This is a genomic window from Brassicibacter thermophilus (assembly GCF_055378355.1).
The window spans coordinates 232,145-253,584 of sequence record NZ_AP042446.1; the positions used below are offsets into that span (position 1 = coordinate 232,145).

Here is a 21,440-nt window from a genome sequence, read left to right on the forward strand (position 1 = left end):
GAAGTTTAACTATTTTTGATTTTGTTTATTTGTTGTCTTTAAATAAACAGGACGCCTCTTTATCAAACTTTGTGGTAATCGTATTAAAATATCTTCCATTTGTTTATAGTCATTTGCTACAACAGGAGAAAGATATGGCACTCCTAAGTTTTCTATTTTAGATAAGTGAAAAAGAATAATTAATGCTCCCATTGTTAATCCAAAAAGACCTGCAATTGAACTTAAGGCTATTATCAAAAATTGTGACACCCAAACGCTTGCCATTAAGTCTGCATTTGACAATGTTAAGCTACATATTACCGTAAGTGATACTACTATAATAACGCTTGGTGATACTAAATCTGCAGCTATAATAGCTTCACCTAAAACTAATCCACCTACTACTGCAACTGTATTTCCTATGCTTTTTAAAAGCCTTGCAGCAGATTGCAATAATATATAAAATAATACTAGCATGGTTATAGTTTCTATAAATATTGGAAAAGGTACTTTGCTTTGTGATGAAGCAATTGAAACAGCAAGGGAGCTAGGTATCATTTCAACATTAAATGTAGTAATGGATATAAAAAATCCAGGCAATAATAAAGATATAAAAAAAGAAAAATATGAAACAATTCTAAAAAAACTTATAAGCATATAACTGTATGAGTGATCATCGCTTACATTGAAAAAAGAGAAAAAATTTGCTGGAACAATCATAGTAAACGGTATTCCATCAATTATAATCCCGACCCTTCCTTCAATAATACTTGAACAAAAAACATTGGGTTTTTCTGTATAATGAACTAGAGGAAAAGGCGTATATTTGTTATCTACTATGTAACTCTCAATATTATTAGTACCTATAACTTGATCTATATCAATATTATCTATACGTTTTCTTACTTCTTTTACTATTGTTTCATTTGTAATGCCATTGATATATACTATAGCAACACATGTATTAGTTTGTTTCCCAACAATTTTTTCTTCAATAACTAGATTAGCATTTCTTATTCTTCTTCTTATTATTCCAGTATTTACTCTAAGTGTTTCTACAAATGCATCTTTTGACCCTTTTAGAGAACCTTCTTCTGTAGGTTCATTTACTTGTCTTCTATCAAAATTAATCGTATTTAATATTAAAGCAACTTTTTCACTATCAAAAATTAAAACAGCACTACCCATCATCAAACTATTTACAATTTCATTTATGTTCTTAGTCATTTTTTGTTGAGAATAATAAATTGCTCCTTTTTCTATAAGATTAAGTACTTGCTTTATTGTTCTTACTTTTGCAAATTTATCTCCATCAACTAATGGTTTAATTACGTATTCACTAATATCAGCATTATCTACAATGCCATCTACAAACATTAATGATACTTGTAATTTACTATTTGCATTTATCATTATCCTTCTGAATATAATATCAGAAGAATTTTTAAACATATTTTTCAAGTTAGAAGTAGTTATATCTATATCTTCTGTGGTAGATTTTCCTTTTAAATTATCATCATGCATTTCCACTTCATTTTTCTCCTTTTATATAAAAGTTTTCATAAATTTATTTTTAACTTATAATTTAAATTCGATGAAATTGCATAATAAAATAATTTAAAAAATTTATAACTTGCAGAGTTTTAGCCTTATAGTAATTATGCAATTTCCTCATTCATCATATTTATATCTTTTACTATATTATTACCAATGAAATATATTATTATTTTAAATCGAGTTTATGAGAAATTTTAAGAAAATCACAAATTCTACTTATGGCAATAGAAATATGCAAAAAAATTTCGAAAAATCAATTGTAGGTTTTCATGAGTTATAGTATTATATAATAAGTTAACATATACTTAATTTAAGGAGGAAGCTCATGAGATTACAAGAAGTGGTTTTTTACGTTTCTATTTGGATTAAAATGCTTAGATGAAGGAATAAGTTATTTCAATAAACTCAATTATGCTAAATTAACACCATTTATAAATGTTTTAGTTGATTTTTTAAATAATGAAATTAATTCATCTAAAGAAAACGGTGAAGATGAACAGGAGGAATACGATTACATAGAATATCTAAATAATTTTATAGTAAGAGATAGTCAAACCATGTACTAAAAATAATAATTGCAAAGTTAGTAGGTTTAGATGATAATAATTCTATTTTCCCATTAAAAAATTCATATACTAAAGATATATTAAATAGGTTTGGTTTATGCTGCTTTAACCAAGCACATATTTGCTATTCTTTAGGTTATATAGAAAAATGCAAGAATTTTTTTTGTGTTACAATTTCTGTTACTCCAATCGATAACTTTGTAGAATTCCTTTCTCTTGTAGAAAAATCATATTTACGTTTGGTTAAAGAAAGTATCAATTTCAATAATAAATACTACGAAGATACAAATGGAGATTTAGAATCATGTATACAATACTTTACATCAAAAAAATTCCTTCTATTAGATTTATTGGAATAATAAAGAAATCATATAAAAAGACTTCAGCAAATTTGTTGAAGTCCTTTTATATGGCGGAGAGAGTGGGATTTGAACCCACGGTACTGCTCATCACAGCACACCCGATTTCGAGTCGGGCGCATTCGACCAAACTCTGCCATCTCTCCATATAGAAACTTACTAAAATATTTTAACATATTTTTTGTTTATCTCAAAGATTTTTATTTCTTTTTCTCAATTCTTTAAAAAATTGTTTCATAATACAGCTACATTCTTCTTCTAGAATTCCCCAAGTGACATCGACTTGATGATTAAAGGAATTGTTTTGAACTATATTTACTATTGAACCACAAGCTCCCATCTTAGTGTCTTTAGTTCCTATTACCAATTTTTCAATTCTTGAGTTTATTATTGCTCCAGCACACATAGGACATGGCTCTACTGTCACATACATAGTACATCCAGTAAGCCTCCACCCTCCTAAAATTTCTGATGCCCTTTTTATCGCTAAAATTTCTGCATGTGCTGTAGCATCTTTATTAATCTCTTTTAAGTTATGCGCTTTTGAAATAATTTTATTATCCTTTACAATAACAGCACCAATAGGTACCTCATCTAAACAATAAGCCCTGCGAGCTTCCTCCAGGGCTAATTTCATAAAATATTCATTCATTACATTCTCACCTATAAAATAATGGTGCACCCGAGAGGAATCGAACCCCCGACACACGCCTTAGGAGGGCGCTGCTCTATCCTGCTGAGCTACGGATGCACACTATATGACATTTATATATTTTACATCACAAATACTAATTTGTCAAATACAACTTTTTTTAAATTTGCTGCTAAATCTTTTATACTTCTTTTCATAATCTCAAAAAAACTTGCTTTTTTTACATCACTATTGACTACCAAAGGCATTTCTTTTATTTTTTTATTATTTAAAAATACAGATGCAACCCCAACTTCTTCTCCTTTTTTAATAGGAGCTTTTAATTTATCATTTATCTCAATATCTATACTTATTTTATCCCCTTTTTTAATTATTTTTGAATAATCTTCACTAGGATATACCTTTACTTCAATATCATCAGCATTATTAATCTCAATATTTTTTATAGCATCTTTTGCAGAAAATATTTCTTTTTTGCTGAAATTATTTAATCCGTAATTTAAAAGACCTGTTGACACTTCTTTTCTCGTTTTTTTATCTTTAGCTCCCATTTCTATAGCTATAAGTCTATAAGGCAGATAACCTTCTATTTCAGCAGGAACTTCCATGGTAGATACTAAACAATATCCCGCTTCGTCTGTAAATCCTGTTTTTAATCCATCCACATTCTCCATTTTTCCTATTAGAACATTTGTATTCTCCTTAGAAAAATTTCTGGATTCAATTTCTAATCTAGGTTTACAAGTTATCTTTAAAATCTGAGGATATTTTGATATTACATATCTAGAAAGGTTAAATATATCTCTTGTAGTCATAACATTTTGCAAATCATCTACTGGCATTCCACTAGCATTGATGTATTTAGTATTATTTAGCCCTATATCTTTTGCCTTTTCATTCATAAGTTTGACAAATTCTTCTTCTGTTCCTGATACGTGTTCTGCAATTGCAACTGCTGCGTCATTTCCAGATACTATAAGTAATGCTTCTAAAAGAGTTTCTAATTTTACCTTTTCACCTTCCCTTAACCAAAAAGTAGAACCACCAATAGTAGCTGCATTATGACTTACTAGAACCATATCATCTAATGATATCTTTCCCTCATTTATCTTATCCATCGTGATTATATATGTCATAAGCTTTGTTATACTAGCTATTTCTACTTGTTTATCTATATTCTTTTGGTATAATATTTCACCTGTTTCCCAATCCCCTAATAAAAGAGTTTTGGCTTCATCTTCATTAAATGGTACTTCACCATATGAAAAAGATGATACAAATAATAAAGATATAATTATGGCTACTACTAAAATTTTATTTTTCATAATGTTCCTCCAATGTTAATTCATTCGTTTATTCTCCATACAACCAAATATTTACCATCTCTTCAAAACTGTCATTTGTTACCTCTTCACAAACATTTATAAAATCCTCTGTTGTTGCATTTTTAAATCTAAATCTATTATAGTATTCTTGTAGTATATTAAAAAAGATTTCGTCCCCGTATTTATTTCTTATTTCATTTATAAATATAGCACCTTTATTATAAGCTAATGCGCCGTAGTCACTCCAATTTTCAAATTGGTCCAAAGGTTTTACAACTACATCGTCAATTTCATATTGAGATTTTACACTGTTATAATAATTCTTTATGTTATTTGTAAAATAATCCTTTCCTGCTATTTTATTATATTTTTCTTCGATATATATTGCCTCAGAATACGAAGCAAGTGATTCATCTAACCAAGCTTCATCTATTTCATCATTCCCTACTATCCCGTACCACCATTGATGTGCAATTTCATGGGCTATGACTATTTCTAAATAGCTCTTTGAAAGTTTGCCATAATATTGTTCTCCTATAAAAACTATTCCTGGATATTCCATCCCACTAGGAAAGCTAGTTGCAACTACAGACAATTGTCCATAAGGATATTTTCCATACATTTTATTATATATTTCAATAGCTTTACAAGCAACCTCTAAAGAATAATCATTCATTTCTTTATTATTTCCTGTGCAATAGCTCTTAACTAGAGTACCATCTACTTCTTTTTCTAATATGGTAAAATTCTCACTAGCAACCCATGCAAAATCTCTCATTAGTATAGCTTCTATATTCCAAATCTTATTATTATCTTTTGTTTCTACCGATATAATATTTCCAGAAGAAGCTACCTCTATATCCTTAGGAGCAGTAATCTTAACATTATATATACTAGTATCGCTATAAAAAGGATCACCAATGCTATAATAAGGGTCAAGATTCCAACCTTCATCATCATAAACTGCTGCTACAGGATACCAGTTGCCAAAATTATATGTATTCTTCCCATAACCGAATCTGTCTTGTGCAGGAGGCATCTTAACTTCATATTCCATATATATAGAAATCTTTTCATTAGGTTTTATAGGTTCCTCTAAAGGAACTTTAAGTATTGTATTCCCTTTCCCACTAATACTGTAGTTTACTTTTTTATTATCTATCATCACCTTATTTATATTAATATAACCTGGAGTAAAACCATCAGGATATGCTCTGCTAAAATCATCAAATAAAAACGGTGCTGTTTCTTTATCTTTAAATGCATTAGGATATAAGTGAAAATGCACTTCATTTAATGGCACTTTTTCATTATTTACATATAAAACCTCTTGATTCCCAATATATATTTTTTCATCTGGGTTAAATTGAACATCAATTTTATAATGATTAATATTGTTTATATCAATGCCATTATAATCTTGTACAATTAATGTATTGTAACTTTTATTTTTTTCATAAACAGAATAAATCTCTCCATTTTGTCTATCATCTTTTGTATCATCTAAGTAAGTACATCCGCTAATGATAATTGTTATAATAAGAATAATAGGTACTAAACGCTTTAGTTTAAATTTCACATGCTACCCCCCTGTTTTTAGTTAAAATTATAAAAAAACTACTGATATAAATATATTCTATCCCTTATATTTTATTATACTACATATTTTTATTTTACATTGGAGAAATTACTTGTGAAAATTACATAATTACTTTAAAAAATTTAGAAAGCCTCGACATATCAGTCAAGGCTTTCTATTTCTTATTTAATTACTTCTAAGCCACCCATATATGGTCTTAATACCTCTGGCACTACTACTGTACCATCAGCTTGCTGGAAATTTTCAAGTATAGCTGCAGTTGTTCTTCCTACTGCTAATCCTGATCCATTTAATGTATGAACATATTCTAACTTTCCAGTATCCTTATCTCTATACCTTATATTTGCCCTTCTAGCTTGATAATCTTCAAAGTTACTACAAGAAGATATCTCTACGTACCTATTGTAGCTTGGCATCCAAACTTCAATATCATAAGTCTTTGCAGATGAAAATCCTAAATCACCTGTGCAAAGCATTACTACTCTATATGGTATGTTTAACAATTGAAGAACTTCTTCAGCATCATTTGTAAGTTTTTCAAGCTCTTCATAAGAATTTTTTGGATTAGCAAACTTTACAAGCTCTACTTTGTTAAACTGATGGTTTCTTATTAATCCTCTGGTATCTCTACCAGCAGACCCAGCTTCTTGTCTAAAACATGGAGTATATGCAGTGTAGTATATTGGTAACTTGTCTTCTTCTAGTATTTCATCCCTGTGAATATTGGTCACAGGAACTTCTGCAGTAGGAACTAAAAAGTAGTCTTTGCTTGGTAAATAAAAAGCATCTTCTTCAAACTTAGGAAGTTGTCCTGTACCAGTCATGCTATCTCTATTTACCATAAAAGGAGGTAATATCTCCTTATACCCGTGTTTTACTGTATGTAAATTAAGCATAAAATTGATTACTGCTCTTTCTAGCAATGCACCATATCCTTTAAACATAGCAAATCTAGTACCAGTTACTTTTGCAGCTCTCTCAAAATCTAATATATCCAAATCTTTACCTATGTCCCAATGGGCTTTAGCTTCAAAATCAAATTTTGTAGGCTCTCCCCATTTCCTTATTTCAACGTTATCTTCATCACTTTCTCCTACTACAACTTCTGGGTTTGGTGTATTGGGGATTCTAAGCAGCATATCCCTTAGTTGATTTTCTACTTCTTTTACTTTACCATCCATATCTTTTATTTTTTGTGATAGTTCTTTCATTTCTTTCAGTATTGGTGTAGCATCTTTCCCTTCTTTTTTTAGCTTTGGAATTTCTTTAGATACTTGATTTTGTTTTGCCTTCATTTCTTCAACATTTACTAAAAGCTCTCTTCTCTTCTCATCTAATTTAAGTACCTCATCAATAGTAAGACTCTTATCTCTTTTTTTAAGCAATGTATTTACTTCTTCAGGATTATTTCTAATTCTTTTAATATCTAACATCTTTATCCCTCCTATATTAAAATAAGAAAAACTTTTATATAAAAAACCTCTCATCCCTATTTTTATAAATAGGGACGAGAGGTTACTCCCGCGTTGCCACCCTAGTTAGCCTAACGGCTCACTTTAATGCACTTTATCCCGTGCAGGGTTTACTTTATAAGTAAATCACTCAGGGCTGGATTCAATAATCTAACCTGCCAATTCCCACCACCCATTGGCTCTCTAAAAGGTATCAATTATTTACTATTTCCCTTCATAGTATACTGTATTAATTTTTAATTTATATTATAACATATTTAAACATTATATTCAATAATTTTAATTTTTTCTAAAAGGTATATTTTTCCTAAAACAGTCGATAATATAAATATCACATTATATTTGGAGGGAATATGCATGAATGATTTAGATATCTTATCTCAACTTTCAGATATGAAAGAAATAGATTATAGAAACACCCTAGCAATAGCAAGTATCATAGAGATACTAGTAGATAGAGGAATAATAAATAGGCACGATATAGCAATAAAAGCTAGAGAATTAGATTCTATGCCAATCGAAGAAATGAAAGCATTTAAAAAATCACACTGTTTTTAAATATAATCCCTCACATTAATTTTGTGAGGGATTATATTATTCAGTAACTTCGCTATCATAAAAACTATTTAATTTATTAAGAACGTCCTCAAGTTTTTCTAGATATTCTCCATATTCAGCCCAGTTACCTTTTTGCGAAGCTTCTTTAGCTTTATTAAATAAATCATTAGCTTGTTTTATGATTTCCTTTATATTATCATCTGTTATTTCTATATCTATATCAGGCTCTTCAGGAATTTCTGGTTCTTCAATGATACCAAATATTTTATTTAAAGCCTCTTCTAATGATTCTTCCATAACTATATTATCCTTATATGCAACAATCACTCTTTTTACCTCTGGTAAACTGTTTTCGTTATCTGCTTGAATATAAATTGGTTCAACATATAACAGTGAATTTTCTACTGGAACAACCATAATATTCCCTCTAAGTACAGCAGAGCCTTTTTGACTCCAAAGAGAAAGTTGTGGTGAAATTTCTGAATCTTGGTCTATCTTTGATTCAATAATCATAGGCCCATCTATAGTTTTATTTTTAGGGAATTTATATATAAACAATTTTCCATAATTGTCCCCATCATTTCTAGCAACTAATAGAGAAGTCATGTTTTGTTTAGTCTTAGGAGTATACGGTATAGTCAATAAAAACTCTGCCTTTTCTTCATCAGGAAGCTTAAACATAAGATAACTTGGCTCTACATTTTGTATACCTTCAAGATATTTTTCTTTTGCTATATCCCATGCGTCTTCCATATTGTAAAATACCCTTGGATTGTCCATATGGTATTCCTTATATATATTAGCTTGAATATTAAAATAGGTTATTGGGTATCTTATATGTGTTTTTAGTCCATCTGGTAGTTCATCTTTATCTAAAAATAAGTCTGGAAATATTTTTTTATATGTCATAATAATAGGGTCATTTTCATCAAATATATAATATTTTACATCCCCATTATACGCATCTATAACAACTTTTACAGAATTTCTAATATAATTTATTTCAGAACCCATATATGTATATGGTTGTGAGTAAGGATATCTATTACTCATGGTATATCCATCTATTATCCAATAAAGTTTCCCATTATCTTGATTTAAAACTAGATATGGGTCTGAATCATATTCTATAAAAGAAGCTATCTTTCTCACTCTTTCATTGATATTTCTATAAATAGCAATCCTACTATCTGAATTAATATTATCTGATACTAATAGTTTAAAACTTCTTTCCCTTATAGCAAATAATAGTTTATTTATTCCATTAAGTTTTATTCCCGCATCACCTTCATAAATTGTATAAGCATTATCCTCTCCTTGCGGATAATCAAATTCTTCTTCATCAGTATTCAATATAACATAATCATCAGTAGATTCTCCAAAATATATTTCAGGCCTTTCAATTTTTAAGTCTGTATCTGTTAAAGGTGGTATGTTTTTTACCAACATTCTTGGCTGGCCCTCACTTGTAACAGAATTAACAGGTGATAATACAAAACCATATCCATGAGTATATTTTAAATGCTTATTTATCCATGTTTTAGCTTGATCATTTAGTTTTTCTTGATCCAATTCTCTAGCTGATAAAAATACTTGAGTGTATTTCCCGTCTATAATATATCTATCTACATCGATATCATTAAATTGGTAGTATAATCTCATAGCTTGGAGTTGATTATATACTTTTATAGCAGGCCTATAATCATTTATTTTTATATTTTCAATAGTTTCTGGATTGTTAAGTATATCTTCTTTAGTAAGATTTTGTTCAACAGAATACTCCTTATTTGTAACGTCATCTAATCCGTAAGCTTTTTGTGTAAGCTCTATATTGTACTTTAAATATTCTTGTTCCTTAGATATTTCATCAGGTTCTACTACAAATTTTTGAACCACACCTGTAGCAATATTACCTATTAAGCCAATAGCTATCAACAATATAGGTCCTGCCAATGCTATTTTTACCTTTCTCTTTATCAGTCCTATCAATACTCCTATTGAAGATATTGCAGCAACAGCAGCCATAATTTTGTACAAAATCAATGTAACATGAACATCTGTATAACTAGCACCATATGCAACTCCTCTAGGAGAATAAACTAAATAATAAGTTTTTAACACATAATTAATTGCTATAATAATAAATATTGAAAAACCTATTGCAGCTATCTGTATTAAAGCTGTATTAAATATTTTTTTACTTACTTGTCTATATCTATCCTTAGTATTGTTAAAATCATTAAATTCAAATACATTAGAATTCTCACTCTGTGGTCTTCTTATAGCAAGTAGTGTAAAGTAAAATACTACGGTTAATATTATTAGTAAAAAAGCAAGCGATAATAATAAATTAACTATTATACTTATCAATGGCAATTTAAAAATATAAAAAGATATATCTTTATTAAATATAGGATCTTTAGTACCATAATCAGTAGAATTTAAAAATTGCAATATAGTAAACCATAAATCTCCTGCAAAAACTCTAGCTACAAACAAAGAAATAATTGCTGATATGACTCCTAATATACCATTAAATCTCTTTTCATTTTTTTTATCAACAGTAATATTACCTAACTTATAATAGTTTTTCTTAATAGTGATAAAATACAGCATTATTAAGAAAAATACCACAACAAATGTTGGAACACCTATTTTCAATTGAGCAAATAGTTTTGTAAAAAAAGTTTTAGTATATCCTAATTCTCTAAACCATTTGTAATCTGTAACAAAATCTATTATTTTGGTAAATGAAGATATGATAATAAATATTACCACTATTAATATAGTTATAAAATAATTAGATTTTTTTTTCAAAATAGCACCTCTTTCAATACAACTAATCAAAAAATGATTAATTGTTTATTTTTATATTATGTAAAATTAAAACTATGACCCAATACCCAATAGTAATTACGCAATTTTCTCATATATATCTTAAAATTTATTGTACTATTTATTATACTATTACTTCCCTATTTTTTCAATTAATCATCATTTTGTTATTTAAGGAAATTGCATAATTACTTTAAAGTAATTATGCAATTTCCTCAACTAATAAAAAACTCTAATGTGTCTATTAAATGCACATAGAGTTTTTTATTTCTAATATATTAAAGCTTCATATCTCCATATTTGATATACCCCTTTTTTCTCATATATTCTGATATTATGAGAGTAATTACTGCAGGCAATATAAAATGCAATAGTATGATTCCTAAAAATCCTTTAGTACCCATAACCTCAAAAGTACCAAATTGTCCTACAAGACCACTTGTACCCATACCTGCTCCTATTTTATTATTTTCCATTTCAAATATCTTTGTAGAAATAGGCCCAAGTATAGCTGAAGTAATAATTGGTGGTATCCATATTCGTGGATTTCTTATGATATTAGGTATTTGAAGCATAGATGTTCCTAATCCTTGAGCTATTAATCCTCCTACCTTGTTTTCTCTATAAGAAGCTACTGCAAATCCTATCATTTGAGCACAACACCCTACAGTTGCAGCTCCAGCAGCTAATCCATTTAACCCTAATGATATAGCTAAAGCAGCACTACTTATAGGTAAAGTTAATATCATACCCATTAATACCGAAACTAATATCCCCATAGGAATAGGTCTTAGCCTTGTAGCAAGATTAATAAGTGCACCTAAAGAAGTCATCATATGAGACACAATTGGACCAACATAGTATCCTGCTAACCCTCCTGCTATTATTGTACCTGCAGGTACTAATACTATATCTACTTTAGTCTTACCTTGTATCAATTTAGAAATTTCTGCTCCAACAAGAGATGCTACCAATGCTCCTACAGGCTCACCTATTTTCATTATAGCTACGCCATCTACAATAGACACTGTTTGAGCCCCTAAAGCTCCAGTTATCAACGATGCAAATATTCCAAGTGGTGAAGCTCCAACACTATAAGCAACTCCAGCACCTATAGCAGGACCCATAAGATATTGGGCAATTTGTCCAAAATTTACTAATAAATCAATATTTAATAAACTACCTATTTGTTTTAATATAAGTCCAATTATTAAAGAAGCAAATAATCCTAAAGCCATTCCATTTAAAACTTTAATAAAATACTCCCTAATCTTTCCCTTTTTTTCTGTCATTAATATTCTCCTCTCTGTTTAATGTATATTATTATTGAAATAAAAATCTTTATTGATTTTTCTGTATATACATCTGTCTTGTCATCTGTATATAAAAAAATATAACACTTTATTTAGTGTTAATCAAGTACCCTTTTTTAAAAAGTTCATCTTTTATTCTTTCGTATGTTTCTTCATTTGGTAATTCAATATTATGTATGTGAACACCTTCAGTTAAAGAAGCTAAAGGTTCTGCTTTTTCTTTGTATAAATTATCCATAAATTTTTGTATATCAATTCTAGAATTAATCATAAGGGAGCTTTTAATTTCTCCATAAAGTGGATGATCAACTATTACATCCAATACCTTCCCTCCTAAATCTACAATAGTTTTAAGTTCATCTTCTATTTCATCATATCCAAAGTGTTTACATACTATAGCTTTTATGATCTTATTATCTTTCTTTTCATTCATCATCATATAACCTTGAGGAGTTGCAATTATTTTTTCTCCAGCTGCCCTTAGTATTGCTATATCTTGAACTATAACCTGTCTACTTACATTATATATATTAGCCAATTCCGTTCCCTTTATAGGTTCTTCACTTTCCTTTAATGATTTAACTATACATTTCCTTCTACTTTTTGAATCCATAAAATCACTTCCTTTGTACAATAGTCATCTAATTAATTTATATCATATAAACTTGTATATCTCAACAGTTATGATAAATAACCTCTTTAATCATCTATTATACCTTTGATAATTTTAATTTCTTCTTTATGTCCTTCTAAATTATTAGGAGTTTCTAAAATAAATGGTAAATTTTTAAGTTGAGGGTGATTTATAATATTTTTTATTCCATTTAAACCAATTGATCCTTTCCCAATTGTCTCATGCCTATCTTTTTTTGAGTTAAACTCTTTCATACTATCATTTAAATGTATAGCTTTCAATTTTTCAATTCCTATTACATTATCAAAATGTTCTAAAACATTATCCAAATCGTTTACTATATCGTATCCTGCAGAATACACATGGCAAGTATCTAAACACACTCCTATTAGCTCAGAATATTTAATTTTATCAATTATTGATTTTAATTGTTCAAAAGTATATCCAATCTCTGTACCTTTTCCAGACATAGTTTCTAACAAAATCATAGTATTTTCATTGCCTGTAATTATTTCATTTAATGCATTAGCTACTCTCTGAATCCCATATACTAATCCCTTACCAATATGACTTCCTGGATGAAAATTATAAAGATTACACGGTATATTTTTTAATCTCTTTAAGTCGTCGTTAAATATCATTTTCCCAAAATTCCAAACGTTTTCTTTATAAGAGGCTAAATTTAGTGTGTAAGGCGCATGGGCTAACAAAGGTCCAAAATTATTATTTTTCATAATATTCTCTAATCCTTTAATATCTTCAATATCTAAATCTTTTGCTTTACCTCCTCTAGGGTTTCTTGTAAAAAATTGAAATGTATTTGCATCTATACTTAAAGCAGCCTCTCCTGCAGATTTAAATCCTTTTCCAATATTTATGTGACACCCTATGTACATATAATCGCTCCTTTTATTTTCCCAACTCATTATTGCTTTAGTTTTCACTTTTTATTATATTAAATACTTCTATACTTCTATCTAATATACCATTTAAATATGCTAATATTATACCATAGTTAGTTATAGGAATATTATTGTTCCTACAAATATTAATTCTATTTTCTATTTCCTTTCTATTTACCATGCAACCACCACAATGGATAACAAGGCTATATTTACTCAAATCTTCGGTAAAATTATACCCCGTTTCAAAATCAAAATTAAATTTTTTGCCAGTTTTTTTCTCAAGCAAAGTAGGTATTTTTATTCGACCTATATCTTCGTGAGTCGTATTGTGGGTACAATTTTCAGCTATAAGAATATTTGCACCGTTTTCTAACGATTGTACTGCTTTTACTCCTTTAACTAATTCTTTTAAATCACCTTTATGTCTAGCAAATAAAATAGAAAAAGAAGTAAGTTTAATATCTTTTGGCACTATTTCATCCACTTTTTTAAACACTTGAGAATCAGTGATTACTAAATCTATATCCTTCAAATCCTCAATAGCACTTTTAAGTTCTGTATCTCTAACAACATAGCTTTTAATTCCATTATCAAGACAATCTCTTATAACTTGAACTTGAGGTAAAATAAGCCTACCTTTTGGTGCTTCCTTATCAATAGGAACTACAAGAATAACTTTCCCACCATATCCAACCAAATCCCCCACAATAGGTAAATCTTCACCTAATGCTTCAATATCTTTTATTAATTTTCTTTTTAGTTCTTCTATATTTACATTTTTAGTTGAAGAAACAAATATAGCTTCAGGATATTCTAATTTTAATTCTTTAAATTTCTTTTCATTAATAAGATCTATTTTGTTTATAACAAGAATATAAGGTATATTATACTTTTTAAATATACTTTTCATTTTCTCATAAGCTTCGTTATCAATATCATTGGCATCCATAACATATAACCCTATATTAGTTCTTCTTGCTGTATCTAAACTTTTTCTTATCCTTAGCTCTCCTAAACTTCCTTCATCATCAATACCTGCAGTATCAATAAATAACACAGGACCTACTGGATTTAATTCCATTGCTTTTTTTACTGGATCTGTAGTAGTTCCTTTTATTGAACTGACAATTGATATTTCTTGATTTGTTAAAGAATTCAATAAAGATGATTTTCCTGAATTCCTCTTTCCATAAATAGATATCACTATCCTATTTGAATTTGGAGTATTATTCATCTTTTCACCACCACTGTTTATATTATTTCCAATTTATATTATCTCCCCTACCCATATCAATTTGAAACCCAACACTTTTTGCTTTTTCTTTAATTATATCTATATCATAAATATCTCTTGTTTCTTTATTTTTATAAATTTCATATTTTCTTCTCACATATTTTGGAGAAAGATTTAGCATAACTACATTAGCTCCCGCCATAAAACCTCTTTCTAAACTATCTTTACATATAGTATTTAAGGCTGTAGTAACAGGTATTAATGCTTGCGGTAATAATAGTCTTATTAAAGCTATAAGTATAATTGTCTTCTCTGCTGATCCTACTTTTTCATTTTTCAATGGTGTATTTGGATGTGGAATTAAAGGACCTATTCCTACCATTGCAGGATTTAATTTTTTTAAAAAAATTAGATTTTCAGCTAGTACTTCATTATTCTCTTTAGGTAAACCAACAATAAATCCTGCTCCGTGCTGATATCCTATTTTTTTTAAATTATATAAACATTTCACTCTGTTATCAAAACTCATACCAGGATGAATCTCATTATATAAATGAGGTACTGCTATTTCATGCCTAAGTAAAAATCTATCTGCTCCAGCTTCATATAATTTTTCATAGCTTTCATAACTTCTTTCTCCAATAGATAGTGTTAATGCAGTATCTGGATATCTATTTTTTATCTCTTTAATGATATTTACAAGTAATTCATCAGTAAAATAAGAATCTTCTCCACCTTGTAAAACAAAAGTCTTGTATCCTAATTTATTACCTTCTTCTAAAGATAAAAATATTTCTTCATTACTTAGTCTATATCTGCTTAAATCTTTATTATCTCTTCTAATACCACAATAAGCGCAATTATTTTTACAGTAATTAGTAAATTCTAGCAATCCACGTATATATATTTTATTACCATAAACATTTATCAATGTTTTTCTAGCTAATTTAAATAAATATGATCTTGACATATCATCTATATTATCTAATATATAGATTAAATCCTTTTTAGATAAGTTATTATTCTTATATAATTCTTCTAAAAGGCTATTCATTAATCTAACTCCTTTTTAGAAATAGAAGTTTTCACTATAACATTTTTTAAATTCCCAAGTTTTCCAGTTAAACTATTTATATCATCTAAAGATCCTATTACAATAATAGATATTATTGAAACTTCCTCTTCTTTAAAAGGAATACCCATTCTACCTTTTATAAGTGATCTATAATCTGATACTATTTTATTAAATTCATGTTGAACTTTCTGAGGATCTTCAAGTATAGCACTTATAACAGCAATCCTTTTTTTCATTTTTTTCCTCCTTTCTATACTAAAAAAACTTCCTAATAAGGAAGTTGGTATTTAAAAGTATTCCAATTTCCTTTCAAGATAGAATTTTCTATACATGTCAGGTATTTGTTATATTGTTTAATCAAATTCTTAAGGATGTCCTCAAAGAATTTGACATTTTATATTTATGATATTAGATTAACAATATTAATTAAAATAGTCAAGTAAAACAAAAAAACACAAGAGAACCATCCTCTTGTGTTAAATAAAAAAACCGGCAACGACCTACTCTCCCAGGACGTCTCCGTCCAAGTACCATCAGCGCTGAGAGGCTTAACTTCTGTGTTCGGTATGGGAACAGGTGTGACCCTCTCGCTATCGTCACCGGATATTTTTAAGGCTTGCGCCTTCAAAACTGCACAGTGAATTTTCCTGGTCAAGTCCTCGACCTATTAGTATCACTAAGCTAAAGATATCACTATCCTTACACCTGTGACCTATCAACCAGGTAGTCTACCTGGGGTCTTACTCTTTAAAAAGATGGGAAATCTTATCTTGAGGGTGGCTTCGCGCTTAGATGCCTTCAGCGCTTATCCTTTCCAGACTTAGCTACTCAGCCATGCTCCTGGCGGAACAACTGATACACCAGTGGTCTGTCCATCCCGGTCCTCTCGTACTAGGGACAGCTCCTCTCAAATTTCCTACGCCCACGACGGATAGGGACCGAACTGTCTCACGACGTTCTGAACCCAGCTCGCGTGCCTCTTTAATGGGCGAACAGCCCAACCCTTGGGACCTACTCCAGCCCCAGGATGAGACGAGCCGACATCGAGGTGCCAAACCTCCCCGTCGATGTGGACTCTTGGGGGAGATAAGCCTGTTATCCCCGGGGTAGCTTTTATCCGTTGAGCGATGGCCCTTCCACTCGGTGCCACCGGATCACTAAGTCCAACTTTCGTTCCTGCTCGAGATGTATCTCTCGCAGTCAAGCTCCCTTCTGCCTTTACACTCTACGCACGATTTCCGACCGTGCTGAGGGAACCTTTGAGCGCCTCCGTTACTCTTTAGGAGGCGACCGCCCCAGTCAAACTGCCCAACTGACAGTGTCCCAAGACCGGTTTCACGGCCTCTGGTTAGAATTTCGGCATCATAAGAGTGGTATCCCAAGGTCGACTCCACCGAAGCTGGCGCCCCGGCTTCTAAGTCTCCCACCTATCCTGTACATACGATACCAAAATCCAATGTCAGCCTGCAGTAAAGCTCCACGGGGTCTTTCCGTCCTGTCGCGGGTAACTCGCATCTTCACGAGTACTACAATTTCACCGGATCCCTTGTTGAGACAGTGCCCAAATCGTTACACCTTTCGTGCGGGTCGGAACTTACCCGACAAGGAATTTCGCTACCTTAGGACCGTTATAGTTACGGCCGCCGTTTACTGGGGCTTAAGTTCACACCTTCGCTTTCGCTAAGCGTTCCCCTTAACCTTCCAGCACCGGGCAGGTGTCAGCCCCTATACATCGTCTTTCGACTTAGCAGAGACCTATGTTTTTGGTAAACAGTCGCTTGGGCCTCTTCACTGCGGCTAAATAAGGCTTCATACAGCTAGTGTATTAACCTCTTTTAGCACCCCTTATCCCGAAGTTACGGGGTCATTTTGCCGAGTTCCTTAACAAGGGTTCTTCCGCTCATCTTAGGATTCTCTCCTCGCCTACCTGTGTCGGTTTGCGGTACGGGTACCTGCTCGCTCGATAGAGGCTTTTCTCGACAGTGTGGAATCAGTTAGTTCGCTACTTATTTTTCGCTCCCCATCACCTCTTAGGATTACTTCTACGGATTTGCCTATAGAAGCTCCCTACTGGCTTAGACACACTCAACCAACGGTGTGCATAACCTATCCTCCTGTGTCACCCCATTTCTCAAACGCTTACAGGTAGTACAGGAATCTCAACCTGTTGTCCATCGCCTACGCCATTCGGCCTCGGCTTAGGTCCCGACTAACCCTGAGAGGACGAGCCTTCCTCAGGAAACCTTAGGCTTTCGATGGGTAGGATTCTCACCTACCTTTCGCTACTCATGCCAGCATTCTCTCTTCTGTATAGTCCACCATTCCTTACGGTATAGCTTCAGTCCATACAGAATGCTCCTCTACCGATACATACGTATCCCACAGCTTCGGTGACAGGTTTGAGCCCCGGAAATTTTCGGCGCAAGACCACTCGACCAGTGAGCTATTACGCACTCTTTAAATGAATGGCTGCTTCTAAGCCAACATCCTGGTTGTCTGTGTAGTCTTACATCCTTTTCCACTTAACCTGTACTTAGGGACCTTAGCTGGTGATCTGGGCTGTTTCCCTTTTGACTACGAAACTTATCTCACGTAGTCTGACTCCCAAGAAACATGACTGTGGCATTCGGAGTTTGATAGGTTTTGGTAGCGTATGAACGCCCCTAGACCATTCAGTGCTCTACCTCCACGTCACTATTACTTGAGGCTAGCCCTAAAGCTATTTCGAGGAGAACCAGCTATATCCGGGTTCGATTGGAATTTCACCGCTACCCACAGGTCATCCGATAGCTTTTAAACGCTAAACGGTTCGAGCCTCCACGAAATTTTACTTCCGCTTCACTCTGCCCATGGGTAGGTCACCCGGTTTCGGGTCTACGACATGCAACTAAAACGCCCTATTAAGACTCGCTTTCCCTACGGCTCCATTGCATAGCAACTTAACCTTGCTGCATATCGTAACTCGCTGGCCCGTTCTACAAAAAGTACGCGGTCGTACATAAAAAGTACTTCCACTGCTTGTAAACATAGGGTTTCAGGTTCTATTTCACTCCCCTCCCGGGGTTCTTTTCACCTTTCCCTCACGGTACTACTTCGCTATCGGTCACCAGGTAGTATTTAGCCTTGGGGGGTGGTCCCCCCAGCTTCCCACAGGGTTTCACGTGTCCCGTGGTACTCTGGAATACAGCTAGAAATCATATCGTTTAACTTACAGGACTTTCACCTTCTATGGTGGTACTTTCCAGAACTCTTCAGCTACGATAATCCTTCTTTTATGCTGCATCCACAACCCCAGTAAAGGAAACCTCTACTGGTTTGGGCTCTTCCCCGTTCGCTCGCCGCTACTTAGGGAATCGATTTTTCTTTCTCTTCCTCGGGGTACTTAGATGTTTCAGTTCCCCCGGTGTCCCCTCAACTACCTATGTATTCAGTAGTTGATACCTAGAGTTTGCTCTAGGTGGGTTTCCCCATTCGGAAATCCCCGGATCAAAGCCTACTTGCGGCTACCCGAGGCATATCGGTGCTTATCCCGTCCTTCATCGGCTCCTGGTGCCAAGGCATCCACCCTATGCTCTTAATAACTTGACCAGAAATTGTAGTACTTAGTTACTCTTAGTAGTTACCAGCAATTAAATTGCTAGTATCTATCCATGTATCTAGTACTTACTATATTCACTGTGCAATTTTCAAGGTGCAATATATATTAAAAACAAAACAGTACAGAACCCTAAAATAGTCTAAATTAAAGTGTTACTCCTTAGAAAGGAGGTGATCCAGCCGCACCTTCCGATACGGCTACCTTGTTACGACTTCACCCCAGTCATCGGTCCTACCTTCGACAGCTGCCCCCAAAAGGTTAGCTCACTGGCTTCGGGTATTACCAACTCCCATGGTGTGACGGGCGGTGTGTACAAGGCCCGGGAACGCATTCACCGCGACATGCTGATTCGCGATTACTAGCAACTCCGACTTCATGTGGGCGAGTTGCAGCCCACAATCCGAACTGGGACCGGCTTATTGGGATTCGCTCACTCTTACGAGCTCGCAGCCCGTTGTACCGGCCATTGTAGCACGTGTGTAGCCCAGGACATAAAGGGCATGATGATTTGACGTCATCCCCACCTTCCTCCGGTTTGTCACCGGCAGTCTCTCTAGAGTGCCCAGCATTACCTGATGGCAACTAAAGACAAGGGTTGCGCTCGTTGCGGGACTTAACCCAACATCTCACGACACGAGCTGACGACAACCATGCACCACCTGTCACCTCAGTCCCCGAAGGGAAAGTCCTATCTCTAGGACGGTCCGAGGGATGTCAAGCCCTGGTAAGGTTCTTCGCGTTGCGTCGAATTAAACCACATGCTCCGCTGCTTGTGCGGGCCCCCGTCAATTCCTTTGAGTTTCAGTCTTGCGACCGTACTCCCCAGGCGGAGTGCTTATTGTGTTAACTGCGGCACTGAAGGATGTCTCCCCCAACACCTAGCACTCATCGTTTACGGCGTGGACTACCAGGGTATCTAATCCTGTTCGCTCCCCACGCTTTCGTGCCTCAGCGTCAGTTACAGTCCAGAGAGTCGCCTTCGCCACTGGTATTCTTCCTAATATCTACGCATTTCACCGCTACACTAGGAATTCCACTCTCCTCTCCTGCACTCAAGTTATGCAGTTTCAAATGCTTACCTCGGTTAAGCCGAGGGCTTTCACATCTGACTTACATGACCGCCTACGCACCCTTTACGCCCAGTAATTCCGGACAACGCTCGCCCCCTACGTATTACCGCGGCTGCTGGCACGTAGTTAGCCGGGGCTTCCTCCTAAGGTACCGTCATTATCTTCCCTTAGGACAGAGCTTTACGACCCGAAGGCCTTCATCGCTCACGCGGCGTCGCTGCATCAGGGTTTCCCCCATTGTGCAATATTCCCCACTGCTGCCTCCCGTAGGAGTCTGGACCGTGTCTCAGTTCCAGTGTGGCCGTTCACCCTCTCAGGCCGGCTACCCATCGTCGCCTTGGTGAGCCGTTACCTCACCAACTAGCTAATGGGACGCGGGACCATCCTATACCGCTAACACTTTGACTCACATACCATGCGGTATTAGAGTTTCATGGGGTATTAATCCCGGTTTCCCGAGGCTATCCCCCAGTATAGGGCAGGTTTCCCACGCGTTACTCACCCGTCCGCCACTAAGCTTTAACTATTCCATCCGAAGACTTCCTAATTAAAGCTTCGTTCGACTTGCATGTGTTAGGCACGCCGCCAGCGTTTGTCCTGAGCCAGGATCAAACTCTCGCATTAAAAAATTTTATCTAAAAACCTAAGCTTTTACTCTTCAGAATTAACAGGTTCTGTACTGTTTAGTTTTCAAAGAACTATTTAGTC

13 protein-coding genes, 2 tRNA genes, 3 rRNA genes and 1 other annotated feature are annotated in these 21,440 nt (G+C 33.5%); of the genes, 1 reads left to right on the forward strand and 17 read right to left on the reverse strand.

Features of this window, described 5'->3' with window-relative positions:
* Positions 1 to 9 precede the first annotated feature (9 nt).
* The 7 genes from ACZ41D_RS01150 to serS form a co-directional block, all read right to left on the reverse strand.
* The gene (locus tag ACZ41D_RS01150; RefSeq protein WP_464153101.1) at positions 10 to 1,503 is read right to left on the reverse strand and encodes a spore germination protein; all 1,494 of its coding nucleotides are present in this window, start codon (positions 1,501 to 1,503) and stop codon (positions 10 to 12) included.
* 1,009 nt (positions 1,504 to 2,512) lie between these two features.
* Positions 2,513 to 2,607 (reverse strand) — tRNA-Ser (locus tag ACZ41D_RS01155).
* Between the two features lie 44 nt (positions 2,608 to 2,651).
* Positions 2,652 to 3,113 carry a tRNA adenosine(34) deaminase TadA gene (gene tadA, locus ACZ41D_RS01160; protein WP_464152102.1) on the reverse strand — a complete coding sequence of 154 codons (462 nt, stop codon included), beginning with the start codon at positions 3,111 to 3,113 and terminating at the stop codon, positions 2,652 to 2,654.
* Positions 3,114 to 3,135: 22 nt separating this feature from the next.
* Positions 3,136 to 3,212, reverse strand: a tRNA-Arg gene (locus ACZ41D_RS01165).
* A gap of 23 nt (positions 3,213 to 3,235) precedes the next feature.
* Positions 3,236 to 4,438, reverse strand: a complete 1,203-nt coding sequence (locus ACZ41D_RS01170) for a D-alanyl-D-alanine carboxypeptidase family protein (protein ID WP_464152103.1) — start codon at positions 4,436 to 4,438, stop codon at positions 3,236 to 3,238.
* Between the two features lie 28 nt (positions 4,439 to 4,466).
* Complete coding sequence (locus ACZ41D_RS01175) at positions 4,467 to 6,017, reverse strand: M1 family metallopeptidase (RefSeq protein WP_464152104.1); 1,551 nt, start codon at positions 6,015 to 6,017, stop codon at positions 4,467 to 4,469.
* A gap of 182 nt (positions 6,018 to 6,199) precedes the next feature.
* Complete coding sequence (serS, locus tag ACZ41D_RS01180; RefSeq protein ID WP_464152105.1) at positions 6,200 to 7,471, reverse strand: serine--tRNA ligase; 1,272 nt, start codon at positions 7,469 to 7,471, stop codon at positions 6,200 to 6,202.
* A 67-nt stretch (positions 7,472 to 7,538) separates the two neighbouring features.
* Positions 7,539 to 7,737 (reverse strand) — a binding site (T-box leader).
* A gap of 130 nt (positions 7,738 to 7,867) precedes the next feature.
* Here serS and ACZ41D_RS01185 point away from each other — a divergent pair.
* Positions 7,868 to 8,068: a hypothetical protein gene (locus tag ACZ41D_RS01185; RefSeq protein ID WP_464152106.1), complete on the forward strand. Its 201-nt coding sequence runs from the start codon at positions 7,868 to 7,870 to the stop codon at positions 8,066 to 8,068.
* A 36-nt stretch (positions 8,069 to 8,104) separates the two neighbouring features.
* On the opposite strand, the gene ACZ41D_RS01190 is transcribed toward ACZ41D_RS01185, so the two are convergent.
* From ACZ41D_RS01190 to ACZ41D_RS01235, 10 genes are all read right to left on the reverse strand, one after another.
* The gene (locus tag ACZ41D_RS01190; RefSeq protein WP_464152107.1) at positions 8,105 to 10,885 is read right to left on the reverse strand and encodes a UPF0182 family membrane protein; all 2,781 of its coding nucleotides are present in this window, start codon (positions 10,883 to 10,885) and stop codon (positions 8,105 to 8,107) included.
* 296 nt (positions 10,886 to 11,181) lie between these two features.
* Complete coding sequence (locus ACZ41D_RS01195) at positions 11,182 to 12,195, reverse strand: PTS sugar transporter subunit IIC (protein ID WP_464152108.1); 1,014 nt, start codon at positions 12,193 to 12,195, stop codon at positions 11,182 to 11,184.
* Positions 12,196 to 12,304: 109 nt separating this feature from the next.
* A complete protein-coding gene (locus ACZ41D_RS01200) occupies positions 12,305 to 12,829 on the reverse strand; it encodes a 3H domain-containing protein (protein WP_464152109.1) in 525 nt (174 codons plus the stop codon).
* Between the two features lie 86 nt (positions 12,830 to 12,915).
* A complete protein-coding gene (locus ACZ41D_RS01205; RefSeq protein ID WP_464152110.1) occupies positions 12,916 to 13,746 on the reverse strand; it encodes a deoxyribonuclease IV in 831 nt (276 codons plus the stop codon).
* Positions 13,747 to 13,783: 37 nt separating this feature from the next.
* A complete protein-coding gene (gene hydF, locus ACZ41D_RS01210; protein ID WP_464152111.1) occupies positions 13,784 to 14,989 on the reverse strand; it encodes a [FeFe] hydrogenase H-cluster maturation GTPase HydF in 1,206 nt (401 codons plus the stop codon).
* A 22-nt stretch (positions 14,990 to 15,011) separates the two neighbouring features.
* On the reverse strand, positions 15,012 to 16,043 hold the full coding sequence (hydE, locus tag ACZ41D_RS01215) for a [FeFe] hydrogenase H-cluster radical SAM maturase HydE (protein WP_464152112.1): 1,032 nt from the start codon (positions 16,041 to 16,043) through the stop codon (positions 15,012 to 15,014).
* Positions 16,043 to 16,300, reverse strand: coding sequence for a TM1266 family iron-only hydrogenase system putative regulator (locus ACZ41D_RS01220; protein WP_464152113.1), 258 nt, complete (start codon positions 16,298 to 16,300; stop codon positions 16,043 to 16,045). Before ACZ41D_RS01220 ends, hydE begins: the two co-directional genes overlap by 1 nt.
* Before the next feature lie 251 nt (positions 16,301 to 16,551).
* A 5S ribosomal RNA gene (gene rrf, locus ACZ41D_RS01225) occupies positions 16,552 to 16,668 on the reverse strand.
* A 43-nt stretch (positions 16,669 to 16,711) separates the two neighbouring features.
* Positions 16,712 to 19,652: ribosomal RNA gene (locus ACZ41D_RS01230) — 23S ribosomal RNA — on the reverse strand.
* A gap of 173 nt (positions 19,653 to 19,825) precedes the next feature.
* Positions 19,826 to 21,356: ribosomal RNA gene (locus ACZ41D_RS01235) — 16S ribosomal RNA — on the reverse strand.
* The 16S, 23S and 5S rRNA genes sit together here, the layout of an rRNA operon.
* Between the last annotated feature and the right edge of the window lie 84 nt (positions 21,357 to 21,440).